The 21,934-nt window shown below is 51.6% G+C and carries 27 protein-coding genes and 1 tRNA gene; 8 read left to right on the forward strand and 20 right to left on the reverse strand.

Annotated features, from left to right (window positions below; translation table 11 throughout):
- The 3 genes from VGS28_00305 to VGS28_00315 all read left to right on the forward strand — a co-directional run.
- The coding region (locus VGS28_00305) for a hypothetical protein (GenBank protein ID HEV2412234.1) at nucleotides 1–295 on the forward strand (295 nt) is incomplete at its 5' end.
- Nucleotides 296–329: 34 nt separating this feature from the next.
- Nucleotides 330–902 carry a phosphatase PAP2 family protein gene (locus VGS28_00310; GenBank protein HEV2412235.1) on the forward strand — a complete coding sequence of 191 codons (573 nt, stop codon included), beginning with the start codon at nucleotides 330–332 and terminating at the stop codon, nucleotides 900–902.
- Between the two features lie 61 nt (nucleotides 903–963).
- Nucleotides 964–2,436: a L,D-transpeptidase gene (locus tag VGS28_00315; GenBank protein ID HEV2412236.1), complete on the forward strand. Its 1,473-nt coding sequence runs from the start codon at nucleotides 964–966 to the stop codon at nucleotides 2,434–2,436.
- On the opposite strand, the gene VGS28_00320 is transcribed toward VGS28_00315, so the two are convergent.
- From VGS28_00320 to VGS28_00365, 10 genes are all read right to left on the reverse strand, one after another.
- Nucleotides 2,433–2,957 carry a hypothetical protein gene (locus tag VGS28_00320; protein HEV2412237.1) on the reverse strand — a complete coding sequence of 175 codons (525 nt, stop codon included), beginning with the start codon at nucleotides 2,955–2,957 and terminating at the stop codon, nucleotides 2,433–2,435. The two genes, VGS28_00315 and VGS28_00320, sit on opposite strands and share 4 nt — an antisense overlap.
- 59 nt (nucleotides 2,958–3,016) lie before the next feature.
- Nucleotides 3,017–3,586, reverse strand: coding sequence for a hypothetical protein (locus VGS28_00325; GenBank protein HEV2412238.1), 570 nt, complete (start codon nucleotides 3,584–3,586; stop codon nucleotides 3,017–3,019).
- 32 nt (nucleotides 3,587–3,618) lie between these two features.
- Complete coding sequence (locus tag VGS28_00330; protein HEV2412239.1) at nucleotides 3,619–4,179, reverse strand: GNAT family N-acetyltransferase; 561 nt, start codon at nucleotides 4,177–4,179, stop codon at nucleotides 3,619–3,621.
- A 132-nt stretch (nucleotides 4,180–4,311) separates the two neighbouring features.
- Nucleotides 4,312–4,388, reverse strand: a tRNA-Pro gene (locus tag VGS28_00335).
- 52 nt (nucleotides 4,389–4,440) lie between these two features.
- Nucleotides 4,441–4,968 carry a hypothetical protein gene (locus VGS28_00340; protein HEV2412240.1) on the reverse strand — a complete coding sequence of 176 codons (528 nt, stop codon included), beginning with the start codon at nucleotides 4,966–4,968 and terminating at the stop codon, nucleotides 4,441–4,443.
- A gap of 2 nt (nucleotides 4,969–4,970) precedes the next feature.
- On the reverse strand, nucleotides 4,971–6,482 hold the full coding sequence (rny, locus tag VGS28_00345) for a ribonuclease Y (GenBank protein HEV2412241.1): 1,512 nt from the start codon (nucleotides 6,480–6,482) through the stop codon (nucleotides 4,971–4,973).
- Between the two features lie 185 nt (nucleotides 6,483–6,667).
- Nucleotides 6,668–7,816 carry a hypothetical protein gene (locus VGS28_00350; protein ID HEV2412242.1) on the reverse strand — a complete coding sequence of 383 codons (1,149 nt, stop codon included), beginning with the start codon at nucleotides 7,814–7,816 and terminating at the stop codon, nucleotides 6,668–6,670.
- Nucleotides 7,817–7,893: 77 nt separating this feature from the next.
- Complete coding sequence (gene tsaB, locus VGS28_00355; protein HEV2412243.1) at nucleotides 7,894–8,286, reverse strand: tRNA (adenosine(37)-N6)-threonylcarbamoyltransferase complex dimerization subunit type 1 TsaB; 393 nt, start codon at nucleotides 8,284–8,286, stop codon at nucleotides 7,894–7,896.
- A complete protein-coding gene (gene tsaE / locus VGS28_00360; GenBank protein HEV2412244.1) occupies nucleotides 8,283–8,762 on the reverse strand; it encodes a tRNA (adenosine(37)-N6)-threonylcarbamoyltransferase complex ATPase subunit type 1 TsaE in 480 nt (159 codons plus the stop codon). The genes tsaB and tsaE overlap by 4 nt, the downstream gene beginning before the upstream one ends.
- A 115-nt stretch (nucleotides 8,763–8,877) precedes the next feature.
- Nucleotides 8,878–9,162 (reverse strand): hypothetical protein, encoded by a 285-nt coding sequence (locus VGS28_00365; protein HEV2412245.1) that lies wholly within the window; start codon nucleotides 9,160–9,162, stop codon nucleotides 8,878–8,880.
- 203 nt (nucleotides 9,163–9,365) lie between these two features.
- Between VGS28_00365 and VGS28_00370 the strand changes: the two genes are divergently transcribed.
- The 3 genes from VGS28_00370 to VGS28_00380 all read left to right on the forward strand — a co-directional run bounded on the left by VGS28_00370 (nucleotide 9,366) and on the right by VGS28_00380 (nucleotide 11,563).
- Entirely contained in the window at nucleotides 9,366–10,607 is a 1,242-nt protein-coding gene (locus VGS28_00370) for an ATPase, T2SS/T4P/T4SS family (GenBank protein HEV2412246.1), read from the forward strand.
- Nucleotides 10,607–11,188: a hypothetical protein gene (locus VGS28_00375; GenBank protein ID HEV2412247.1), complete on the forward strand. Its 582-nt coding sequence runs from the start codon at nucleotides 10,607–10,609 to the stop codon at nucleotides 11,186–11,188. The genes VGS28_00370 and VGS28_00375 overlap by 1 nt, the downstream gene beginning before the upstream one ends.
- A gap of 81 nt (nucleotides 11,189–11,269) precedes the next feature.
- A complete protein-coding gene (locus VGS28_00380; protein ID HEV2412248.1) occupies nucleotides 11,270–11,563 on the forward strand; it encodes a hypothetical protein in 294 nt (97 codons plus the stop codon).
- A 5-nt stretch (nucleotides 11,564–11,568) separates the two neighbouring features.
- Here the strand turns inward: VGS28_00380 and VGS28_00385 are convergent, their stop codons facing one another.
- The 5 genes from VGS28_00385 to recA form a co-directional block, all read right to left on the reverse strand.
- Nucleotides 11,569–14,691: a hypothetical protein gene (locus VGS28_00385; protein ID HEV2412249.1), complete on the reverse strand. Its 3,123-nt coding sequence runs from the start codon at nucleotides 14,689–14,691 to the stop codon at nucleotides 11,569–11,571.
- Nucleotides 14,692–14,796: 105 nt separating this feature from the next.
- Nucleotides 14,797–15,255, reverse strand: a complete 459-nt coding sequence (locus VGS28_00390; GenBank protein HEV2412250.1) for an SRPBCC domain-containing protein — start codon at nucleotides 15,253–15,255, stop codon at nucleotides 14,797–14,799.
- 2 nt (nucleotides 15,256–15,257) lie between these two features.
- Nucleotides 15,258–15,572: a metalloregulator ArsR/SmtB family transcription factor gene (locus VGS28_00395; protein HEV2412251.1), complete on the reverse strand. Its 315-nt coding sequence runs from the start codon at nucleotides 15,570–15,572 to the stop codon at nucleotides 15,258–15,260.
- A gap of 387 nt (nucleotides 15,573–15,959) precedes the next feature.
- A complete protein-coding gene (locus tag VGS28_00400; protein ID HEV2412252.1) occupies nucleotides 15,960–16,625 on the reverse strand; it encodes a regulatory protein RecX in 666 nt (221 codons plus the stop codon).
- Between the two features lie 13 nt (nucleotides 16,626–16,638).
- Complete coding sequence (gene recA / locus VGS28_00405; GenBank protein HEV2412253.1) at nucleotides 16,639–17,685, reverse strand: recombinase RecA; 1,047 nt, start codon at nucleotides 17,683–17,685, stop codon at nucleotides 16,639–16,641.
- 49 nt (nucleotides 17,686–17,734) lie between these two features.
- Here recA and VGS28_00410 point away from each other — a divergent pair, with 49 nt between their 5' ends.
- Complete coding sequence (locus tag VGS28_00410; protein HEV2412254.1) at nucleotides 17,735–18,148, forward strand: hypothetical protein; 414 nt, start codon at nucleotides 17,735–17,737, stop codon at nucleotides 18,146–18,148.
- Nucleotides 18,149–18,214: 66 nt separating this feature from the next.
- The gene (locus VGS28_00415) at nucleotides 18,215–18,892 is read left to right on the forward strand and encodes a hypothetical protein (GenBank protein HEV2412255.1); all 678 of its coding nucleotides are present in this window, start codon (nucleotides 18,215–18,217) and stop codon (nucleotides 18,890–18,892) included.
- Between the two features lie 11 nt (nucleotides 18,893–18,903).
- Here VGS28_00415 and ruvB read toward each other — a convergent pair whose 3' ends face one another.
- The 5 genes from ruvB to VGS28_00440 all read right to left on the reverse strand — a co-directional run.
- A complete protein-coding gene (gene ruvB, locus VGS28_00420) occupies nucleotides 18,904–19,929 on the reverse strand; it encodes a Holliday junction branch migration DNA helicase RuvB (protein ID HEV2412256.1) in 1,026 nt (341 codons plus the stop codon).
- A complete protein-coding gene (ruvA, locus tag VGS28_00425) occupies nucleotides 19,929–20,495 on the reverse strand; it encodes a Holliday junction branch migration protein RuvA (protein ID HEV2412257.1) in 567 nt (188 codons plus the stop codon). The genes ruvB and ruvA overlap by 1 nt, the downstream gene beginning before the upstream one ends.
- Before the next feature lie 43 nt (nucleotides 20,496–20,538).
- Nucleotides 20,539–21,111, reverse strand: a complete 573-nt coding sequence (locus tag VGS28_00430) for a hypothetical protein (protein HEV2412258.1) — start codon at nucleotides 21,109–21,111, stop codon at nucleotides 20,539–20,541.
- A 64-nt stretch (nucleotides 21,112–21,175) separates the two neighbouring features.
- A complete protein-coding gene (locus VGS28_00435; protein HEV2412259.1) occupies nucleotides 21,176–21,733 on the reverse strand; it encodes a hypothetical protein in 558 nt (185 codons plus the stop codon).
- A 43-nt stretch (nucleotides 21,734–21,776) separates the two neighbouring features.
- Nucleotides 21,777–21,934 (reverse strand): crossover junction endodeoxyribonuclease RuvC (locus VGS28_00440; GenBank protein HEV2412260.1); only part of this gene is annotated, 158 nt, incomplete at its 5' end.

Here is a 21,934-nt window from a genome sequence, read left to right on the forward strand (position 1 = left end):
GGGAGATCGACCACGGATCTTCAACCAGGTTACGGCAGTGCACAACGTCAAAGAGCTGGCCAGCCTGGTGGCTAAAGCGACCAAATCTAAGATCGACTATCTACCCAACCCACGAAGAGAAGATACCAAAAACGACCTCGTCGTCGACAATAGCCAGTTCCTGAAACTCGGACTGAATCCGACTACGCTCTCACAAGGCCTTATGGACGAGGTAAGCAATATAGCCACGAAGTATATAGACCGCGCCGACAAGTCAAAGATCCCAGCCACCTCAAAGTGGCGTGAGCGGATGTAGCAGATACGCCCTGGTTAAGATAGAATGGGGTAACATGCTTTATCTAATCTGCGCTATTGCACTGCTTGTAGTAGTGGCCATTCTTGGTCGTTCTTATAAAGCGGCACACGTTGTTCACTTCGACCAAAAGGTCAAAGAGTACATCAAGAAGATCCCCGACCCAATCGGTCTTTCCTTGACCGTCTTAAGCTGGCTCACGAGACCACTCTTTCTGGGCTTCTACGCTGCAGTCGTCTTCATCTGCCTATGGCTGCTTGGTCCTCATTCACAGAATATGTACCTGCTGGGAACGATCGTCGGAATGGCTAGCATCGAAGGCGCCAAGCAGGTCATCAGACGACCGAGGATTGACGACCCGAATGTTCTGAAGAACGGCATCAATAGCTTCAGCTATCCAAGTGGGCATGCAGGTAGCTCACTCCTCTTCGCGATGGTCATATCGACACTCTACCCAATCGCTCCGCTAGTCGTCGTTCTGATGGTTGGGGCAATATGTGTCGGCATCTCGCGTATTTATATCCGAGTTCATTATGCGAGCGATGTTCTTGGTGGTTGGTTGATGGCCGTAGCAGTCTATAGTCTGCTACTGTATTTCGGACTCAAATAGACAGAAAAACAGAAGCGGTATGCTATAATTTTAGCGTCTGTGATGTGTTAAGTGGAAACTTATGGCGGAAACAAAAAATCGACCGCAAAAGTCGCTTGATGAGCTAAAGACCCTATCTGAGAGGCCGCGTATTCGAGTCATCCACTACGCTACTGCGGGGGCGGTCTGCCTCTTCTTTTTTGCTTGTCTAGCCGGTTTTATCGGTTACTATCACAATAAAGGCCTGCCCAACGTACAGCTGGCAGGGGTATCTGTCAGTGGCAAGACCGAAAGTCAGATTACTGCTCTCGCGCTGCAGCGTGAAGCTGATATGCGTTTTACCTTTGTCTTTAGCGGGAAGAAAGCAGAAGCAACAGCAGCCCAGGCCGGTGTCATGATTGATACAGCTAAGTCCGTCACTGATGCTTATAACGCCAGAAGAACTGGTAGCGTCTGGCAAGCGGCTATGCTTTGGAAGGCAGACAATATACCGCTTGTTACTTCATTCAATCCTGCTACGTTCACTGCCTATATGAACAAGGCTTTCCCGGGTAGCGCCGTCGCTCCTCAGAATGCCCAACTCACATTTGATAGCAACAGCTCTCAGTTCGATATTCAAAACGACACGGCCGGCCGGCAAGTAAACGCCAACCTCTTCGGCCTGCTCTTTCCAAATCTTTCCTACCATCCGCAACCAACCAACTTTACGGTAACGAGCCTGCCCGTTTCTCCAGAAATACATGCCGGGTCACTGGCCACTCTGCAGAAGCAGCTCAACAATCAGCTCCAATCTCCACTACAGTTTCTTTATAACGGTAGCGTCATCTACACGGTTACTCCACAGGATATCTCGAACTGGATCGACTTCACGACACACTTGAATGGTACGATTAGCGCATCATATGACACCAATAAAATCGTTCAGTTCCTGACCCAACAGGTCGGCCCTCAGATAGCCACCCCGCCAACTCCGGAGAACATCATCAACGAAACGGATACCGGCCAGCAGGTTGTGGTCCAACAAGGCCAAGACGGTATGCAATTACAGGACATGCCAACCCTAGCGGCCAATATTTCCAAAGCGCTAAATAGCGGCCAAGGTTTCTCGCAGAACGTTTCTATTCAGACAGCCGGGTACCAGACTGTCACCTATAACACATCACTGAATGATCGCTGGATACTGGTCGATCTCGCCAGCCAGACTGCCAATCTGTATGTCAATAACACCCAAGTAGCTAGCTACACTATCGCTTCTGGGGTACCCCCTCAGTTTGCCACCGCTGACGGCACCTTCCACGTCTGGTATAAGGACCTCAGCCAGACAATGACAGGTGGGTCCATCGCAGACGGTGACTACTACAATCTTCCGAACGTTACCTGGGTCAGTTACTTTGACGGCCAGGAAGCACTGCACACAGCTTACTGGCTACGACCGTCACAGTTTGGCCGTCCGGAGAGCCATGGTTGCGTCAATATGACGGCCGCTGATGCTAAGATTGTCTACTACTTCGCGCCGATAGGCACCAAGGTAGTCGTCCAAGGCAGCTGGGACTAGCCAACTTCCTCCACTCGCCTTGGTGGCACATAGTGCAGACTACTTTCGAAGACCGGTCCGAGATACGGACGAAGTTTACCGACCGCTTTTACTCCGAGCGCTCTTTGCAATGCTTCATGGTCGATATCACCACTGACGAGAGAGCGGCCTTCGTGAAAGCGCACTATAGCCATCTGGCCAATGGGTTGTCTTAAGCGCCCCAAGACTTGGACAGTCATGTCAAAGACCGGTGCCCGTATCGTTCTGCGCTCTCCTTGTGGACGATATCTATGAACTGGCACGGAAATTCCCTGCTTCTCCCCCGTGTATGTTCCGTTCAGCCAGATCTGCTGTGATCTTCCACTCAGCCTTGGGCCCCTATGCCCTTGCACCTCTACCTGCCAGTTATATCTTGTAACGAAACCTACCAGAAGCCCCGGCACTAAGAGGCCTCGGCGGCGTCCTCTTCTAAAATCAAGCTCTGCAGCCGGAAAAACTTCACGACCGTCTAGGCGGAAGTGATGAGGAACCCGCGTCTTCATTCTGTCATCGCTCACGTATGTAACGTAAGACGTAATTGTTCTTCTGTCAAAAGAAATGACTACTTAGCAGCGCCCGTTTTGGCAGGCGACACTTGCGATATTGCGACACTGACAGCTGAAGTTGCCGACAGAAAATCGTCGTTCCCTTGATTTAAGGTCGTCACGGCTTGAGCAAGCTCGTTGCCATTTAGATCTTTAACTGCAGTGATGCACTGCTGGCTGCCCTGAACATAGAGCTTGAGGCCGGCTTGGAAGGGCCCGTTGACAGTATCGTCAGGAATTGGAGCGGCCGATTGAGCTGTTTCAGAATCAGATTTAATGTGCTGGCAGTCGGTGCCAACATTGCTAACATTTTGTCCTTTGGCATCGGTACTGAGCGCCGAAAAGTCGTCAACCAACTCGGTTATATTGCTGCCATTATGCTGGTTCCAGTCGTAGATTGACCTATCGATTCTGGCGATGTCAGCCTGGGAGACAGGCTTAGGAGCATGGTCCTTATGATACCAATGGACGACGATAGCCGTCAGCACGGCCACGATGAGCAAGACTACAACTCCAGCCACCATCCGTTTGGTCTGATCTTTTTTAGCAGGCTTTTTAGCGTGATGCTTGGCTTTCTCAGTTTCCATGTACTTACATTGTACACGAGATGATTTAAGTCTTATGCAGTAACAATCCCCTGCCAAGCCATCTCGAGTTGTGGTAGAGCTACCCCATGGATTCTCGCCCGTTTCATACGACCAGTTGGCGCAAAGCCATGATGCTCATAAAACGTTCGCGCCCTACGGTTATTAGAAGCCACATTCAGACAGACTCGCGAGTCTGGTCCGTGCCAAGCTAAGTTGGCTTCGAGGAGGCGGCGTCCGACGCCAAGACCCTGCAATCCAGGCAGTACGTAGAGCGCACCAACCCGTCTGGTCCCGTCTTTGGTAATTCGGGGAGAAGTGTAGCCAACTATACTGTTATCGAGGATAGCCACATAATCCTGGCCGCGCTCAGGATGATCTCGATGGTCCTGAATTCTTCGGCGGATCTCGCTAATACGCCGACGAGCCTTTTGATAGTTTGGTCCTTCAACATAGTAGCGAAGGACCGGCGCACTGAGGCCCCTCTCAGGATCGGCATGTGTCTTTATCCATGATTCAGAGTAGACCGTTCGAATAGCAGCTGCATCTGCAGGTTCAGCTGGGCGGATATGAAACAGTTCTCTGAGCTGGCTCATGCGACTAACCCTCACACTAGTCGGCTTACGGCCTAGTGAGATTATAGCAACAAAAAGCAAACATGAAGCTCGAAATTGTTTTCAGCTTATTGGCGCACTAGGTGATAACGGAACAAAATTTCAACGATGAATTGGTCGGGGTGAGAGGACTCGAACCTCCGACCTCCTGGTCCCAAACCAGGCGCGCTAGCCAACTGCGCCACACCCCGAGATGTGATCAGAGGTGATTATAGCTCATTGACTCAGATCAGTAAATGCTTCTTAGGTAACGTTTAAAACGTGCAGAGCAGCCAAAGCCGCTGCTTCAGCATCCCAACGCGGGTTGTGCACGAGCGCTTTCCTGTCTTTGACGACCTTACTGATGTATTCACCCCGTTGTTCGGAGCTTTTTAGACCGATCGTATAAAGCATCGTACCAAGATCCAGCAGCGGGAACGGGTGGCCCCAGTATCTCTTTTCGATATCATCGTCCTGGCAGGCAATCAGGAATCGGGCTTCAACCGGATATGGGTTTGCAGCCACAACGATGTCGGCCTGTGCCTTGGCGTTTGTATACCATGTCCAGAACTTATCACGTAACTCCCGGTCGTCCTTACAGTCTTCTTTGATGTTAGTCGTCACAGGCAGTACGTTCGTGCTCACCCATTCGTCAACATCGCCCACGATTGGACAGCGAGCAACAAAGTCGTCGATAACCTTTCGACCATCGGAGTCGACCAGGACAGCCCCGACTGAGAAAGCTGGACCATGCAGACCGTTGCTTTCGATATCAAATGAGAGGACCTTCATACTTATTTAGCGAACTCGATCGCTCTAGTCTCTCGGATGACATTTACTTTAATAGTTCCCGGATATTGCATCGTCGACTCGATTTTGACTGCTACGTCTCGTGCCAGCTTGATGCTTGCTAGGTCATCGATCGCCTTCGGTTGGACGAAGATGCGGACTTCGCGACCTGCACTGATAGCATAGGCTTTCTCAACTCCCTTGAAGCCGGTGGCTACGTTTTCAAGCTCGCGCATTCTTTCAACAAAATTCTCGGCGCTGATGTTACGTGCACCTGGTCGTGATGCGCTGATAGCGTCAACTACTCGGACAACAAGTGCCTCGGTCGTCGTCGCTTCGACATCATCATGGTGAGCCTCAGCAGCATGAGCCACTTCTTCAGGCACGCCGTACTTACGAGCAATTTCGCCAGTAATATGGTGGTGCTTACCCTCCATCTTGTGGGTGAGGGCCTTGCCGAGATCATGGATCAAGGCGGCATACTTGGTCGTTTTAACATTGGCCCCGATATCCTCTGCAATAAGACCTGCCAAGTGAGCCATTTCGGTTGAATGCTTGAGAACATTTTGACCATAGCTGGTGCGGAACTTGAGTTCGCCCAAGTACTGCATGATCTCCTTCGGAATACCAACGAGGCCAACCTCACGGGCTGCATCTTCAGCGGCGTGCTGAACATCTTTCTGGACTTGGTTACGAGCCTTTTCGACGACTTCTTCAATGCGACCTGGGTGAATACGCCCATCTTTCATCAGCATCTCCAGAGCCTGTCGGGCAACCTCTCGTCTGATTGGGTCAAATGAACTTAGGATGACCATTCCAGGTGTTTCGTCGACGAGAATATCGACACCCGTCTCACGCTGGAGGGTCTGAATGTTGCGGCCTTCTTTGCCGATGATCCGACCCTTCATCTCTTCGTCAGTCAACTTGACTGCTGTGACGGTTCGTTCAGCTGTGACTTCACTGGCCATTCGTTCCATGGCGCTTGTGATAATCACAGCAGCCTGCTCCTCGGCCTCATCTTTGGCCTCATTCTGGAGTTTGGCAACTAAGCCGATGAGATCGTTTCGAATATCTCGCTCGGTCATCTCCATCAATTTTTGAGCGGCATCGTCTTTGGTCAGCTTGGCTATCTTTTCCAGCTTCTCCTGCTGATTCTTCCTGATATCCCGGATCTCATTCTTAAGATCCTCAACTTCGCCCTCAGACTTTCGCAGGCCCTCGGTCCGTTTATCGAGCTGATCGAGCTTTTTGTCTAGCGTCTCCTCACGGGTAACAAGACGATTCTCGATCTCCTTTAACTCACGACGCCTGGACGATTCTTCCTTACGCGACTCTTCGGCGGCCTTAGCTGCCTCTTCTTTCGCCTTTAGGACCGTCTCAGCAGCCTCACGTTTTGCCTTGTCTACGAGTTTTTGTGTTTCTTTGTCTGCTGCTCCTTGCGTGCGACGTGTATAGGCGACCGTTCCACCGGCGCCCACAAACAAGCCGACGATCGCTGTGATCAACGCGGTTAACATATGGCATTTCCTTTCTATCCAGATACTGGTCCCACAGATAAGTTGGGATTAAGACACCTCAGTACCAGAAACGTTTTATCAATTAACCTAAGAACAAAATGGTATATAACCACCTTTTATTGTACGCATCAAAAAGAAACAGGTCAATGAGACGTGCTGGCGCTGTATTCTGCACTACAAACAACTTATTGTAACGCCGACTCCAGATCTTTGAGATCAAAGACGGTCAATGTCCCATCTCCGGAATTGGTGACATAGCCCTTCCCACGCTGGCTGTCCAGTCTCACCGCATAAGGGCAACCCCCGGTTTTGAAATAACCGAGAGGCTTAAGAGTGTTCAATGACGCAACGCCGATAGCGTCCTGGTCACTGATAACGACAAATGCTAACCCAGTCGCATCATCAATAGCCACACTTGTTCCTGGGGTATTTGCGCCATTGAAGCCGATGGTACCGAGATTCTTCTTTGTAGCCAGATCAAAAACTGTCATCGATGAACCAGGTGCATTAGCGGATGTTACTATCTTGCCCAGTTTAGTTGAGAGCGTCATCTGCCCGACTCCTCCTTGCAGAGTGAAGTTCGACACCGGTTGCCCAGTATCCATGTTTATAGTCTCGACACCACCAGACTGCACCCCCATCATGTAAGCCAACTTGTCCTGTTCATCAATAGCGATAGGGTGCGGTAAGGCCGGGGCTTTATAGTTGCCAACCACTTGGTTGGTATTCAAGTCCACCACGCTATAGTATGTCTCGGATTGATCATAGGTATTGGAAACAACCATTAAGTTGCCGAGTAAAGCAGGCATATGCGGCAAACCGCCGACGTGGATGGAACCAAGCTTTTCACCAGTACCCAACTTATGTATCGCCACCGAGCCCGATGAAGTCGCAAGATAGACGACGCCTTTTTGGTCATCCACAGCAGGCCATATAGGCGCTTCATCAGTTTGGACTGCTGCAACTTGCTTTGCCTGAGTCGGGTCGACGATATTAAGCAGGCTCTGTCCTTGATTTGGGTTGCCGGCCATACATCTATTATTTATCCCGCTGTAGGCTCCGACATAGACGTAGCCTGTATTTGGATCAACGGCTATACCTTGCTGACCAGTGCCGCTCAGCTTAATAGTTTGGAGATGCAGTTTCTGGGTTATGTCACCCTGGTATGAATTCTGGTTAAACGATTGGGCCTCAGTATTGGTTGAGGTATTTCTGCTGATAACCGAGTTGATGTGATGATACTTCCTGTACGCAATATAACCTACAACGGCCACTAGAAAGGCAACTAGCAATATGGCCAGTACAGCTGCAAAACCGCGTTGGCTCCTACGCATATGCAAGACTATATCTGACGAGCGGTAAATATTCTATACCGCTTGCGCTAGTATCAGGTTAGATAACAATTAGAGGATTACTTTCTGGGTAATGTTATATTGGCTCCGCCGCCATAGACTGGTAGGACGATTCGGTCGTCCTTACCTGCAGCCAGTGACTTACAGCCGTTAGCCTGCCAGTCAGCACCTTCTACACCAACAACAGGAACCCGTAAACTGTAGGCCAGCGTATTAGCAACGGTCACACCGAGGCGAAGACCAGTGAACGAACCTGGACCCTTGAAGACCACTACACCACGTAGATCCTGTAGATTCACATCGCCAGAAGCCAGCAACTCGTCTATCTTGGTTAGGATCGTATCGGAAAGTTGGCGATGAGCCAGCCATTCTTCAGTCGCTAACACCTCGCCTTTCTCACCAAGAAGACTGAGGGTAGCTTCCGGTTTGTCAGTTTTAATAGCAAGAATCATGCTGCGCTCTTCTGTTGGGCTTCTAGGGCTTTAGTCAGCTTCGTAGAGCTCTTGGGAATGAAGAATTCTAGCCGACGGCCGTCCTCTGATGTTGTTACAAAGTCAACTCGAATATGTTCACCAGGCAGGATCCGCTCTACAATACCGGCCCATTCGATCACAACAATGGCCTTAGGATCATCCAGTGATTCTTGTAGCTCTGCCAGCAACACACCTGGATCTTCGAGGCGATAGAAGTCGAAGTGGTGAAGCTCGAGGCCATTACGACAACGATAAACCCGGCTAATAGTAAATGTCGGGCTTTGGATGGTCTCTTTGACACCGAGGCCTTTGGCTAAACCTTTAACAAATGTTGTCTTGCCACCACCAACATCGCTGACCAGTTCGATCAGTTCTCCACCCTGCAGTGCCGTACCTACTAATTTGCCCATATCGATGGTCTCGTCGAGGCTCTTTGACGATAGAGAAAAATTCACGCTTGTATTATAGCTTAAATACTCAGGGAGTCATAAGAGATAACCATCACAGTAAAAGAAACGGACCATCTCTTTTGAGAGACAGCCCGTTTTAGGCACTTAGACGTATCGACGATTACTGAGGGTTGTCGCCGTGGTCGTCCCCACCTGCGAATGGATCGCCGCCTGGAGCTGAGCCACCTGGCTGATCACCACCTGCTGGAGGAGTAGAACCGTTGTCGTCGCCACCTGCTGGAGGCATTGATGACCCACCGTCACCCTGGCCACCCTGATCGCCTTGCGGTGGATTCGAAGGCGCTGGTGCGTTCCAGTCGTTACCACCACCGTTATCACCACCTGCTGGAGGCATCGAACCGTTGTCGTCGCCACCTGGAGCCGGAGTGTTCTGGTCGTCGTTCATTCTACTATTCCCCTTCTTTATGTTAGCTGCTACACCCTATGGTAATGCTTAGATCACGATTTAGGCAAGATGCAAACTGCTATATTGTCTGTTAAACAGATATGAAAATTGTCCTAAACACCAAAAGAACACGCCCCATGGCATAACCTTTTTGTTATAATGAGTCCTGTAAACAGGTGGATACTGAGGGAACGACATCTCCTATGGATGATAACGGGGGAACAGTTACAGAGAACAACCCGGTCGCTGAGGCATGTGACCGTTTGTTAACTGATGCCGCCCAAACTGGGGCAACGACCGTTCATCTCGAACCACTAGAAGACTTGGCCCAGGTTCGACACAGAGTAGACGGCCTCCTCCGAGAATACGGCAAGATATCTCACCGTGCCCTGAGCGCTCTTACTGATCATCTCAAAGAGCTTGCCCGTCTTACTCCTGACGAACGACAACGCCCGCAGGAGGGGTCATTCCGTTTTGAAGTTGATGGTCATACCTTCAATATTTCGATCGCTACTATGCCAGTCGCCTACGGTGAGAAGACAGTGCTCCAGCTGCACGACCTCAGCACTAGCATTGTTGGCTTTGAGGCCTTGGGCCTTTGGGGGACAACCAAGAAAGAACTCGACAGGCTCGTATCAGTACACGATGGTCTCTTGGTTGTGACTGGGCCGCACCAGGCCGGGACAACGACCACCCTTCGCAATATTGGAGCCATATTGGCCCATCCGACTACCCATGTGACTAGCATCGAATCGCAGCCAATAGCTCCCATAAAGGGAGTTAGCCAGTTTATTGCAAAGCCGATCCAAGGATTACGACTAGTTGATGGCATCAAGGCAGCCACCAACGGAGACGCTCATGTTCTATTGGTCAGTGAACTCTCAACGATACCAAGCATGGAAGCCTCGTTAGAGGCAGTCCTTAAAGGACGTCTGGTTGTTAGTTCAATGCACCAGACTGGCCTCCCCTCTGCACTGAAACACCTCCGAACACTCTCGGATGAGACACATCTGCTCGCTCACACGCTGCGAGGCGTAGTCTCCCAACGCCTAGCCCGCCGACTCTGTGACTCTTGCAAGCAGACTGTCCACCCTGACCGGGAGACACTTAAGGCACTGACGAATGCAGCGAGGGTTACACTCGCCACATTGCAGCACTTCTTAGAGGAGACCAAGACCGAATCCAGGATGGGACTCTACGAGGCATCAGAACACGGCTGTTCGGAGTGTCACTACACAGGCTACAAGGGACGCATCGGACTCTTTGAAGTACTACCGATGACAGAGAGACTGCAAGGCCAGCTGATGGCCGGTACAACCGAACGACTCATGGTTGAGCAAGCTGTCAGGGACGGGGTGATTCCGCTCAAGGTCGACGGTCTTATTAAGGCGCTTTGCGGGCTGACATCGATCGAAGAAGTGGTGCGAGTCACAGGAGGCAGCTGATGCAGGTCCTCGACAGCCGCCTCGCTCACTTGCCGATCCACAGCCTCCGTAGTGGTGCCTCACTTGGCTTTATTGACGACCCGATCATTGATCCTCGCCAGCTCAAGATTATCGCATTCTACTGTAGTAACACACACATCCCAGAACCAGCCATTCTGCATTCGACTGATATCCGTGAGATTGGCAATATGGGTGTCATTATTGACGACGAAGAGGTTATTATGCCCCCCGACGACCTAGTCCGAACTCAACAGGTTATGGACTACAACTTTGTTCTGCTAGATAAACTAGTAATTGATACCCAGAAGCGACGCCTTGGAAAGATTGAGAGCTATAGCATCGATGTCTCCAGCTTCTATATCGTCAAGCTCAACGTGCGTCAATCAGCCTTCAAAAACCTGTGGGGTAGTAGCCTCAGCATTGACCGCACACAGATAGTCGAAGTGACTGACAGTAAGATTGTTGTCCAGTCACCCGAGATCCGTGAAGAGAGCCCGCAGCACATCCTCCAGAACCCCTTCCGACAACACGGGGGCGAAACCACTCAGCCAAATATGATTCGTTCCCACCAAGAAGATTAGCCATCCGCTGGGCACTTGCAATTTTTACTTATAGTGGTATAAGTATAGATATAGAGCCATCCTTTCTGAAAGGAGGTTACGATGCCAGAGTTACTAGAGCTAAACGAACAGGTCCAAAGAGGACGTGATCCACTCCAACTGGCAGTTCTCGGCCGACATGGCGTAAACCATGCGCCAACGTTTCCATACCCATACGAGCGGGTACTTCCTTTAGGAGGCGTGCAACCAATCGTAGAACGAGTGGTACAACCCCCATTTCGACCTGGCGCCTTACAGGCAGCATTCATCGAACTTGCTTCAACTGCGGTAGCAAGTGTTGCATTCGTCGCTCCTGGAGCAGATGCTGCTCCCTTTTATGAACAACGTGCCGCGTGAGGAAGCTATTCTATAACCCAATAGTAGTATTGGTAGGCTGACCCGGTCCCAACCGAGGTCTTAAAGGTGATAACAAAGTTACCTGTACCAGTCGACGAGACATAGGGCTGCGGACCTGCTGCGCTGGTATCGGCAGCTGACGAATTCATCGGTGCGATAATGACGCTCTTCGGGGCTGTCCCATATGGCTTGTTAAACGTCAGAGTGATAACGCAGTTGCCACCAGTGGTTAGTGTGCCAGTGGTGAAAGATCCAGCAGAGTCAGTTGAACCGGCTGTAACCGCCTGCGCACCGACACATGTAGCTATTCCGATCGTCGGCGGAGTTGTTTGCGTCGATTCGAAGTGGGCATTAGACAGATTCAGGGTTGCAAAGGCCGATGATGTGCCGACGACCGAAATAATGGAGTTCGTTGTATCGGCCGTAAAGAGTGGTACGGTAGAGGCGTTTTCGATGGTAAAGGCGGTCGTCGAATTGGTTAACGGTTCGACGACGACTCCGCCGCCAGTGCCGCTTCCAGTGGCAGCTCCTCCCTCAAGAACCAGATTACCTCCGTTATTATTACCCCCCGCCCCTTCACCAGCGTTGATAGTCAGGTTTGCACCGGCTCCGCTACCCGCCTGGCCGAGGCTGATCGTTGAAGTGGCCGTGCCGGTAATGCTGAAAGCTCCACCAGAGACGCTAACCGTACCGACACCGGCCAACAGCTGAATACCACTGCCTCCATATATGGACGTTGCCTGGATCTCATTGCTATTTCCAAGATTAACTTCCTGGGCATTGGTGTTACCGAGGTTCAGTACGGCCGTCGAAGACGAGGAGCTAAGATCCGTCATAACAATATCGTCTAGATACTGGATATCACCTGCTCCGATGTTGCTGCCGTTGAACGTATAGAAGGCAGTAGTAGTACCGGCCGGTGCAACAGCGGTCCCGGACATCTCTGTCCAGCCTGTTGTGGTGTCTGTGACAGTTGAGAATGAGCTGGTTGCCCCACCATAACCGCCCCAGTTGACGGTGCCGCTAACAAGGTCGGGAGTCGTATTGGCCTTCCACCAGGCCGTAAATGAGTAGTGATGGCCAGGTACCACAGGGACACCGGCACAGTTATCATTTTGGATAACTCCTGTCGTGCTGCTGGCCTGCTGCGTTATTGCCAGGCTCTGGGCACCACTGTGTGCCTGGGCGTTTGAGTTGGCGACAGACGTGTTGAACCACGCCTCCATGTCATAGGTCGTACCGCAGGAGTCCGAGAAGCCAGGTTCGAAGGTTTTATCATTAACGACTGTTCCGCTGACGACACTGCTGCCAGTATCGAAGGTCACATTGCCGGCCGTCCCCGCTGACGACGATCCGCTCTCGATCGATATGGCTCCGGAGGTACCCGTCTCCCCTGCACTTAAGATTGAGAGTGCGCCGTTCCCAGAACCGAGAGTCAGCCCACCATTTGCATTGAAAGCCCCAGTGCCATTAGCACCGATACTGACATTACCGCCGCCAGTTATACTGACAGGGCCTCCAGACTCTGTCAGGGTGCCAAGGTTAGCATTTATTGAGATCCCACTACCCCCGTCGATTGTAGTTGGACCTGTTTCGTTCACGTTTCCAATGGTGATCTGCTGGGCATTGGTCGCCCCCAAACTAAGTGCAGCAGTCGATGTCGATGAGCTGAGATCAGTGACTGTGATGTCATCAAAGTAATGAACGACGCCAGTCGCTGAAGCGGTCCCTGTAAATTGGAGACCGAGGGCGACTGTGCCCGGAGGTGCAGTCAGAGTGCCAGTTATGTTAGTCCAACCGCTCGAGCTATCCGTGCCAGAACCCCACTGTTCGTTCGCGATCGTCCCTCCTCCGGCATAACCGTCGTTTGAGAAGTCGACGAAGGCTTGAATGTTCGAAGATGTAGTCCCTGCCCGAACCCACGCACTAAAGAGGTAGCGATGTCCTGAGGTGCCGGGGGTTGTGAATGGCGGGCTCTGCGCGCCTTCGCCTATTTCAAATCCTGCCCCTCCGTTTCCGACAGTCACCGAGAGGCTTTTTGCTCCACTATGCGCCTCTGCCGTTGACTGGGTGAGAGTATCAGCAAAGCCAAAGCCGTCAACCATGTTATCGAGCCCATCCTCGAAGGTCTTATCATCGACGACTACACCGTTGACGATATTGCCTCCGGTATCAACTACGACGTTACCGGCAGATCCCCCTTGCGAATCGCCGCTTTGGATGGTAACGGTACCGCTCGTGCCAGCCACAGACCCAGTTAAAACAGCTACATTCCCAGTCCCACCCTGAATGGTCGTGGCGCTACTGCCACTCGTCGAACCGATCGTCACAGACTCGACACCTGTCCCCGTACTGAGATTATTACCACTTTGAGTAATCAGCGAGTTGCCAATAATCGTACTGCCATTGAAGAGGGGCAAGTTTCCCGTAGTTGCCCCGACAGCCGAGACATTCCCCCCGCTTCCGTTGGTAATGTTTTGGACAACAATAGTCGCTGGAACCGAAGTGGCGCCACTGCCACTTCCCTGGCCTGATCCTTGGAGAACCTCAAAACCGACTCCGTTGTAGTATTCGAGGACATTCGATGCTTCGTTATAGTAAATTTGACCGGCTGTCGGTTTCGACGGCTTAGAGCCAGGTTCAACCACAACGGTGTTACTCACCCGTAATGTGCCGTTTACCGAAACTGATTGATTGCTGCTGCTACTCGACGCAGCGGCGGCATTCGGAAGATGATTCAGTGGGAGATTAACTGCACTCAGGCTATTGTTCTGTACAACATAGTGGTTGGTGGCCTTGATGAGAAGCAACGTGCCAACGATTAAGATGGCAACGGCTAGTAGCCCGAACCCAATCATCCTCACAAGAAGTTGATTCCGCAGTGGATGGGGGATAGCCGACTCGTGAATAGACGGCGAATCCTCCTCTGCCGGAGGCGGTAGTGGATCGACTGGTGTTTCAAGTGCTATGGGGGGATCGGGGGAGTCAGACGGACTTAGACCAGACCTGGCAAAGATAGGTGTGACAGAACCAGAGACACTTGGTGCCTTTGTGACATCTGTCGCTAGTTTTGTCCCTGGAGTTGGTCCTCTAGGAGCCCCACTCCCAAGCTGCGGTTGCTCGTCCACCTCTTTTTTCGATAGCTGTTTGTTTTAAAGCTAAAGCCTTATCATAAGTATAGTACAGAGGGGGTGCCTGTCAACAGATTATGCCCAGAGTGGCTGTGATTCTCGTTACTGTTCAACTAACTTCGCGAGCCTCTCGAGACCCTCAGAAGCGCCCTTCTCCATACCGTAACTGACCATCCCGTTCAGGTCGTCAAGATTGTCGAATTTGGAGATAGTCGTTTGGCGAGTCGTACCATCGGGTAGCGCTTCAAACGTGACCGTCTCAAGCATTATATGCCCGGCTTTTGGCTCGTATTCGAAGGTTCGTGAAAGCTTATTAGGCTCATCGATCTCCTTAAATTCTCCTCTGAAAGCCTGCTCTTTGCCATCCCAGCCCTCGCTGACAAACCGCCACCTACCACCCACCTTAAGCTCGAACGTCTCTACGTTCGTGTCATTCCACCATTTGACGATCTGCTGGGGATCGGTGTGGGCCTGCCACAAGCGTTCCGGCGTAGCCTTGAATACCTTACTGATCCGCACCTCTAGTTTGTCCTTATCGACGGTGAACTCTGTTTTTGACATAACTAACTCTCCTTACTTATATAGTTATCTAGTGATCGATACTGTTCTTTGAGTAATCGTCCGTACCACTCCAAATACTCGGTTGCGTCATTTAGAGCCCCGGGAGCTAACTGAACCATTCGTTCTTTTCCCCTCTTCCTTTTGACGATTAATTGGGCCTGCTCAAGCACCTTAAGGTGCTTGGAGATAGCCGCAAATGTCAGATCGTAGGGACGAGCAATCTCGCTGACGGATAGCTCGCGCAATGAAACCCGCTTTAAGATATCCCGACGGGTTGGGTCAGCGAGTGAGGTAAAGACAGAATCTAGGCTTAACACATATTCAACCATATAGTTGAATATAGATCCTAGACCCACCCTCTGTCAAGTGAATACGGGCCAAGTTCGTCTCGGCGCCAGAGCTCCATTGTAAGTTCACTACTATACGATGCCGCTAAGGATGATCTGTTATCCCCAGATACAAAACCCATCACGCTACCACATAGCAAGGTACACCCCCCTAGCATAACTGGCAGCGATAATTGCGAGCCCGGCAAGTGCGAACGAGGCAACAAACCGTAACGGAAAGCCAAACACTCTCCCAGAGCAACACAGACGACACCGACACCGAACGCAATACTAGAGGCTATCCTCAGTTGCATAGCTTCGCTGGCGGCGTGATCGCGATCACGGATAATATGCCCGAGTGTTCGTCGTTCGCTCATGTTAGTCACTGAGACTGAGCTCATCGGTGTCAGGAAGCGTTGTCGAATAGAACGATTGGTCATCGCTCTCCTCACCCAGAACTCGCTGCACCAGATCATAGCCAAAGCCCTGCCGAAGAAGGAAGGCAACGAACTTTTTGTCGTCGCTCTTGTAGCGCGTAAGCTTTCGCTTCTTATCGATAACTTCTTTCAAGGCTTCCATCTCATCATAGCCCTCTTCGTCAACGGCGGCCTGAGCAACATCGTCAGCAACCCCTTTTTGACGTAGTTCTGACAGGATTCTCCGCTTACTGACAGCCTTGGTCTGCATTCGAGAAGCTACCCAAGCCTGAGCGAACTTCTCGTCATTCAGATAGCCGTGCTCATCGAGGTAGTCGACCAGACGCTGATAGACCTCTAGGTCTGCTTTCTTCCGGTAGAGATACTGTTCGATCTCACGGACAGAATGCGGACGCATCAAGACAAACTTAAGGACATGGGCTAGTAGTTTGCCGAACTGGCTCTTCTCCTTCAGTTCCGTCAGTCTTTGATCATCAAGTTCCGTGCCTGCTGCCAGACGTTCTCTCAACAACTGGTCTTGGGATAGCGAGAAAGAGTATTTGCCGTCCACATAGATGGCCACTCGTTCTTTATTCTTTTCCTGTGCCCGAATACCTGTGATCTTCATTGGATAGGCGAGCCTACTCTTCCGCGTCCTCAGCCGCCTTGCGGACTTTAGCCTCAATCTCTTTCATGACGTCAGGATGATCTTTAAGATACTCCTTGGTAGCTTCCCGACCTTGGCCGATCTTCTGATCCTTGTAATCAAACCAGGCACCGGATTTGCCGACGACTCCGTATTGGACGGCAAGATCAAGTACATCGCCAGAGGCCGAGATACCCTCGTTGTACATGATATCGAACTCGGCGTTCCTGAACGGGGGGGCGACCTTATTCTTGACCACCTTCACCTTGGTCCGGTTACCTATCACCTCTTCCCCCACTTTGATCTGGCCAATGCGGCGGATGTCGAGTCGTATAGAGGAGTAGAATTTAAGCGCGTTACCACCAGTAGTCGTCTCGGGGTTGCCGAACATGACACCGATCTTCATGCGAATCTGGTTTAGGAAGATAACCGTAGCCTTTGACTTGGCAATGATGCCTGTCAGCTTGCGAAGTGCCTGGCTCATCAGACGGGCCTGTAGACCGACATGGGCATCGCCCATCTCGCCTTCAATCTCTGCCTGTGGCACTAAGGCCGCGACCGAGTCGATAACGATCAGGTCGACAGCATTACTGCGAACTAGCGTTTCTACGATATCAAGTGCTTGCTCCCCATTATCCGGTTGGGAAATGAGGAGGTTGGCCGTGTCAACACCAAGCCGCTTGGCGTAAGCAGGATCAAGAGCGTGCTCGGCATCTATAAAAGCAGCTGTACCGCCATGTCGCTGAACCTCAGCAATAGCGTGGAGTGACAAGGTCGTTTTACCTGAGCTTTCTGGCCCATAGATTTCAATGACTCGCCCTTTCGGGTAGCCACCACCAAGAGCAATATCGAGCGACAGAGCACCTGAAGGTATCAGTTCGACGTTGGCCTTGTGGCCCTCGCCGAGCTTCATGATCGAGCCGGCTCCAAACTGCTTTTCGATCTGCTCAACGGCTAAGCCGAGCGCTTTGAGCTTTGAATCATCAGATTTTTTGCTGTCGGCCACCCCGTCCTTAGACGCCTTTTTCGTCGACTCTGCCATATATTCCCTCAACTTTCTTCTATATCTACATTATAATCGATATCAAGCAATGGGAGAAGCACACAGCATGTACCGACGCGAGTCCGGCTTTACGGCCATCGAACTGATCACGGTTATCGTTCTAGCCTTCTTTGTCGGTAGTCTCTTTCTCGTCCAGAATAATAGCGCCGCCGCAAATAGCCGGGATGCCGAACGCAAACGCGATATCAACGCCATCTACTACTATCTCGAGTATGTCTACTATCCCACTCACAAGAGCTACCCTGCCACTCTCGTCGCCAAAGATTTGCCTGGTCTCGACCCAGAAGTTCTCAAAGATCCGAACGGTTATATCATCAACAACAAACTCGGCAGCTTAGCATATGTCCCGACGGGATGCGTTACAACCGGTTGCTCAGCCTACCGACTGACAGCGGGCCTCGAGAAAGGCGCACCGTTCAGCCAGACAAACGTTAGTCACTGATACCATTTAACGCTTACGGTGACATGTATTGGATATACAATCCAAGACATGATATAATAGCGCTCTATGCGAAAGTTGACTGCTGAGAGTATAAATAGCGACCGAGACATTGGGTTCAGGCCGGTTCTTGACGTGGGTTTCCAGATGGCCCGGGTTGTACGTGGGGCAAGCCTTGATGAACTCAGAGCGGCCATAGGCGAACGTTTCCCGGGCGTTGATAGCTTCTCGGGTGGTCACTCAGATTTACAGAGGGGTGTTAGATTAGCAGAGGCAGTTATCGTTCATACAAAACGTCAGCCAGAGTCACATCTTCAGCGCCAAGCAGGTGTAATTGAAAGGCCGGCACGCGATGCGCTACTGGAGCTTGCAGCCGACCCAGGGCTAACATCCGATCTTGAAGTTAGGGTCGGAGAAGTCGGTGATTACAAAGCGGAGAAGAGCTGGGGCACCGACCGAAGAGGTAAACTCATTGGATGGCGAATAGGTGGGCTGGCTTTGGATATGCCAGAACTCGATGGACTGCTGTCCGAACAATACGAGCTTACATGCCGAGCGCTCGGCAGAGTCGTCCACCGCCCGTTCAGAAGCCCTCTCATGCCCTTCGCCCTCATCCCTGTCAGCCACCCAGATCCTCAAGCAGCGACACAAGAAATCGGTGACTTTGTCCGCTCGCAGATGACGGGGAAGCAGTTAACGCTTGGCCCAGTCCAATACGACTCGTTCCCACTTCTGAGACGAGCCTAGCAACCACGACCTCATAAGAGGCGTTCTTGGGTGGGATCTCTCTTGGTCTTCTTGCCAAGGTGACTATATGTCTGCGGAGTCACCTTTCGACCGCGTGGTGTTCGTTCAAGAAGCCCAATCTGCATGAGGTACGGTTCATAGAAGTCTTCTATGGTAGCTCGTTCCTCGGCGATCAGGGCCGCCAACGTCTCTACACCGACGGGTCCACCTGCATAGTGGTCTATGATAGCCTCGAGCAACATCCTATCGGAACTATCGAGTCCCAGCTCGTCGATCTCAAGAAGAGCCAATGCTTTGTTAGAGACATTCATATCGATAATTCCATCACCATTGACATCGGCGTAGTCCCTTACGCGTTTGAGCAGTCTATTGGCAATGCGTGGTGTCAGACGCGATCGCTGGGCAAGCAGTTTAGCGGCTGCTGGGTCGATTTTAACGTTTAGGATCTTAGAGGTCCGCTGGATGATCCTTGTGATCTCGCCGGGAGTATAGAATTCAAGACGATGAATAATACCGAAGCGATCACGCAGAGGCGCGGCCAGATTGCCGGTTCGTGTTGTGGCGCCTATGACGGTAAAGCGAGGCAGGTCGAGACGCAGGCTACGAGCTGTCGGCCCCTTGCCAAGCATGATATCCAGCTTGAAATCTTCCATGGCCGAATAGAGGACCTCTTCGACCGTTCGGTTGAGGCGATGGATCTCATCAATAAAGAGAACATCCCCATCCTGAAGGTTGGTTAGTAGACTAGCCAGGTCACCTGCTCGCTCAACGGCCGGGCCCGAGGTAATCCGAATAGTTGTGCCCATTTCATTCGCGATGACTGTGGCCATCGTCGTCTTGCCGAGTCCCGGTGGACCGTGAAGCAGAACGTGATCAATTGGCTCGCTACGCTTCTTGGCGGCCGCAATGGCTAGACGAAGCGTGGTTTTGAGACGTTCCTGACCGATGTAGTTATCAAAGTCTTGAGGTCTGAGCTGGGGTTCAAGCTCACTTTCATCGTCCTCAAGTGTGGTATCGAGGATCCGATCAACTGACATTAGCCAATACCTTTCTGCAAAGCGTGTTTGACTTTAGCCTGCACGCCAAGACTCGGATCAACATCCTTAAGGGCTTCATTTGCCTGTTGAAGGCTATAGCCGAGAGCCAGCAGAGCTTCGAGCGCATCATCCTGTTGACCGGAGTGGGATGAGACAGATGCCGTCGGTACGCCAACCTTGTCTTTGAGGTCTACCGTAATCCTTTCGGCCAGCCGTTTGCCTACCCCACTAGCCCGTTGGACGTAAGGACTGTCGGCTGTTGCCAGGGCACTTCGCAACATCTCAACGTCACCAAGACTGAGAACCGCTAGGGCCATTCTCGGTCCGACGCCTGAGACGCTGATCAATAGCTCGAAAAGGCGTTTAGCTGCCAATGAGGAGAAACCGAAGAGATCATGACTATTCTCCCGTAGGTAGTCGTATGTATGAAGCTTGATCTCTTTGCCAAGCTGGGCCAACTCAAAATCGCCTGTGGCAACCTGGATCTCATAACCAATCCCTCCGACGTCGATGATGACGGCGTCGCTCGTCTTTTCGACGACCTCCCCTGATACGTGTGCAATCATAGCTATATTATGACATACCTACCGAGCTGATACCCGGGTCAATCTATTTCCCGCGGTCTCCAAGTGTTGCGGCTAACTGAGGTTCTAACCTTGCAAGGTGACTGGTACTTGCCGCAATCAACCGCGAGTATGGTGCTCGATCACCGTCTGGCACCTCACCCAGCAGCTTCACTGCCGCAACGCGATGCGCGACCTCGCAGTCTAGGTCACCACCCAATCGGGCTGCCTCGGCGGCTAAGAGGAATGTGTGCATGCGCTGTTGGGGCCCTTCATCGACAGCTACTACAACTCTATACAACGACTGCCATGCAAGCGGAGCTATGCCGCGTTGGACCCACCCAGCAGCGTCAACACGTACGACATCGTTGTAGCCCGGCAGCTGGCCAGTGTTTCTAGCCGCATCTAAAGCTTCCAGCAGAAGCGCGTTACCATCTTCCTCCTCGCCAAGGTGAACATTGAGAAGGCCAAGGTGAGTAAACCCTGCGATAGAATAGTGTCTTGCTCGGTCACCGAGTAACCGAGCCCGACTCCTTACGAGTTCGGCTCGGAGGTCAGGGTCTAAATCGTAGTCCCATACGTTCGCCTCACCAAGTTCGGTTGGGGGATGAACCGTCATATACCTCCCAAATTTACCGATTGTCTATTGACACTATTGTAGCCTTAGTGGGTAGTATGTCAATCTAGGCTGGTTGCGAACGGACTGGGGTGAGCCTCCGGCTTTGAAGCTTGTGCTGGTTGATACCAGCTAGCAGGCTAGGTACACTATCTCCTCCTGCCCAACATGTGGCTGCAACAGTTCGCATGCCAAGTTCGACGCTGACGTTTCTCAATGGGCTGGCCATCTCGGCAATCTCTGTCCCAAGGAAGTGGGTATGCCCCCGACCTACTTGTGTATCCTCATCGATGACAATCATCCCGAGGGCTCTCCAAGCCATTTCCGGATAGCCAAGTGCCATCCAAGCCTGAGCGTGACGACGTAGTGCAGCATTATATTGGACTGGGTGTCGTGACCGATCGGCGGCTCGTGCTTGCCCCATCGCCTCTTGCATTAGTACAGACCCTTCGCCAGCCTGGCCAAGCTCGCAGTGGAGCATGCCAAGACGAGTTAAGCGACCAACCGTAGAGCGACTTTGTTGTGCAGCTTCTATGCGCGCAATCCCATCATCAACCAATCCCAAAGGAACTGGTCGACGAACATCATAGACAATAGCAAGCTTGGATAGAGAAGATTCAGCCATATACACCTCACATGTGTATTATTTGCTGAGGTTATTGTATTCCTTAACTCTTCGAAGTCAACATGCCAGATGCGAGTGAACTGTATGTCAGTGCGGCAGCTAATGCATCAGCGCAGTCGTCCGGTTTTGGAATATCTCGAAGCCTGAGTAGGACTCTGACCATCTCCTGACTCTGTATTTTATCAGCACGACCATAGCCAG

It is taken from the genome of Candidatus Saccharimonadales bacterium, assembly GCA_035945435.1.
In the GTDB taxonomy this organism is placed as follows: domain Bacteria; phylum Patescibacteriota; class Saccharimonadia; order Saccharimonadales; family DASZAF01; genus DASZAF01.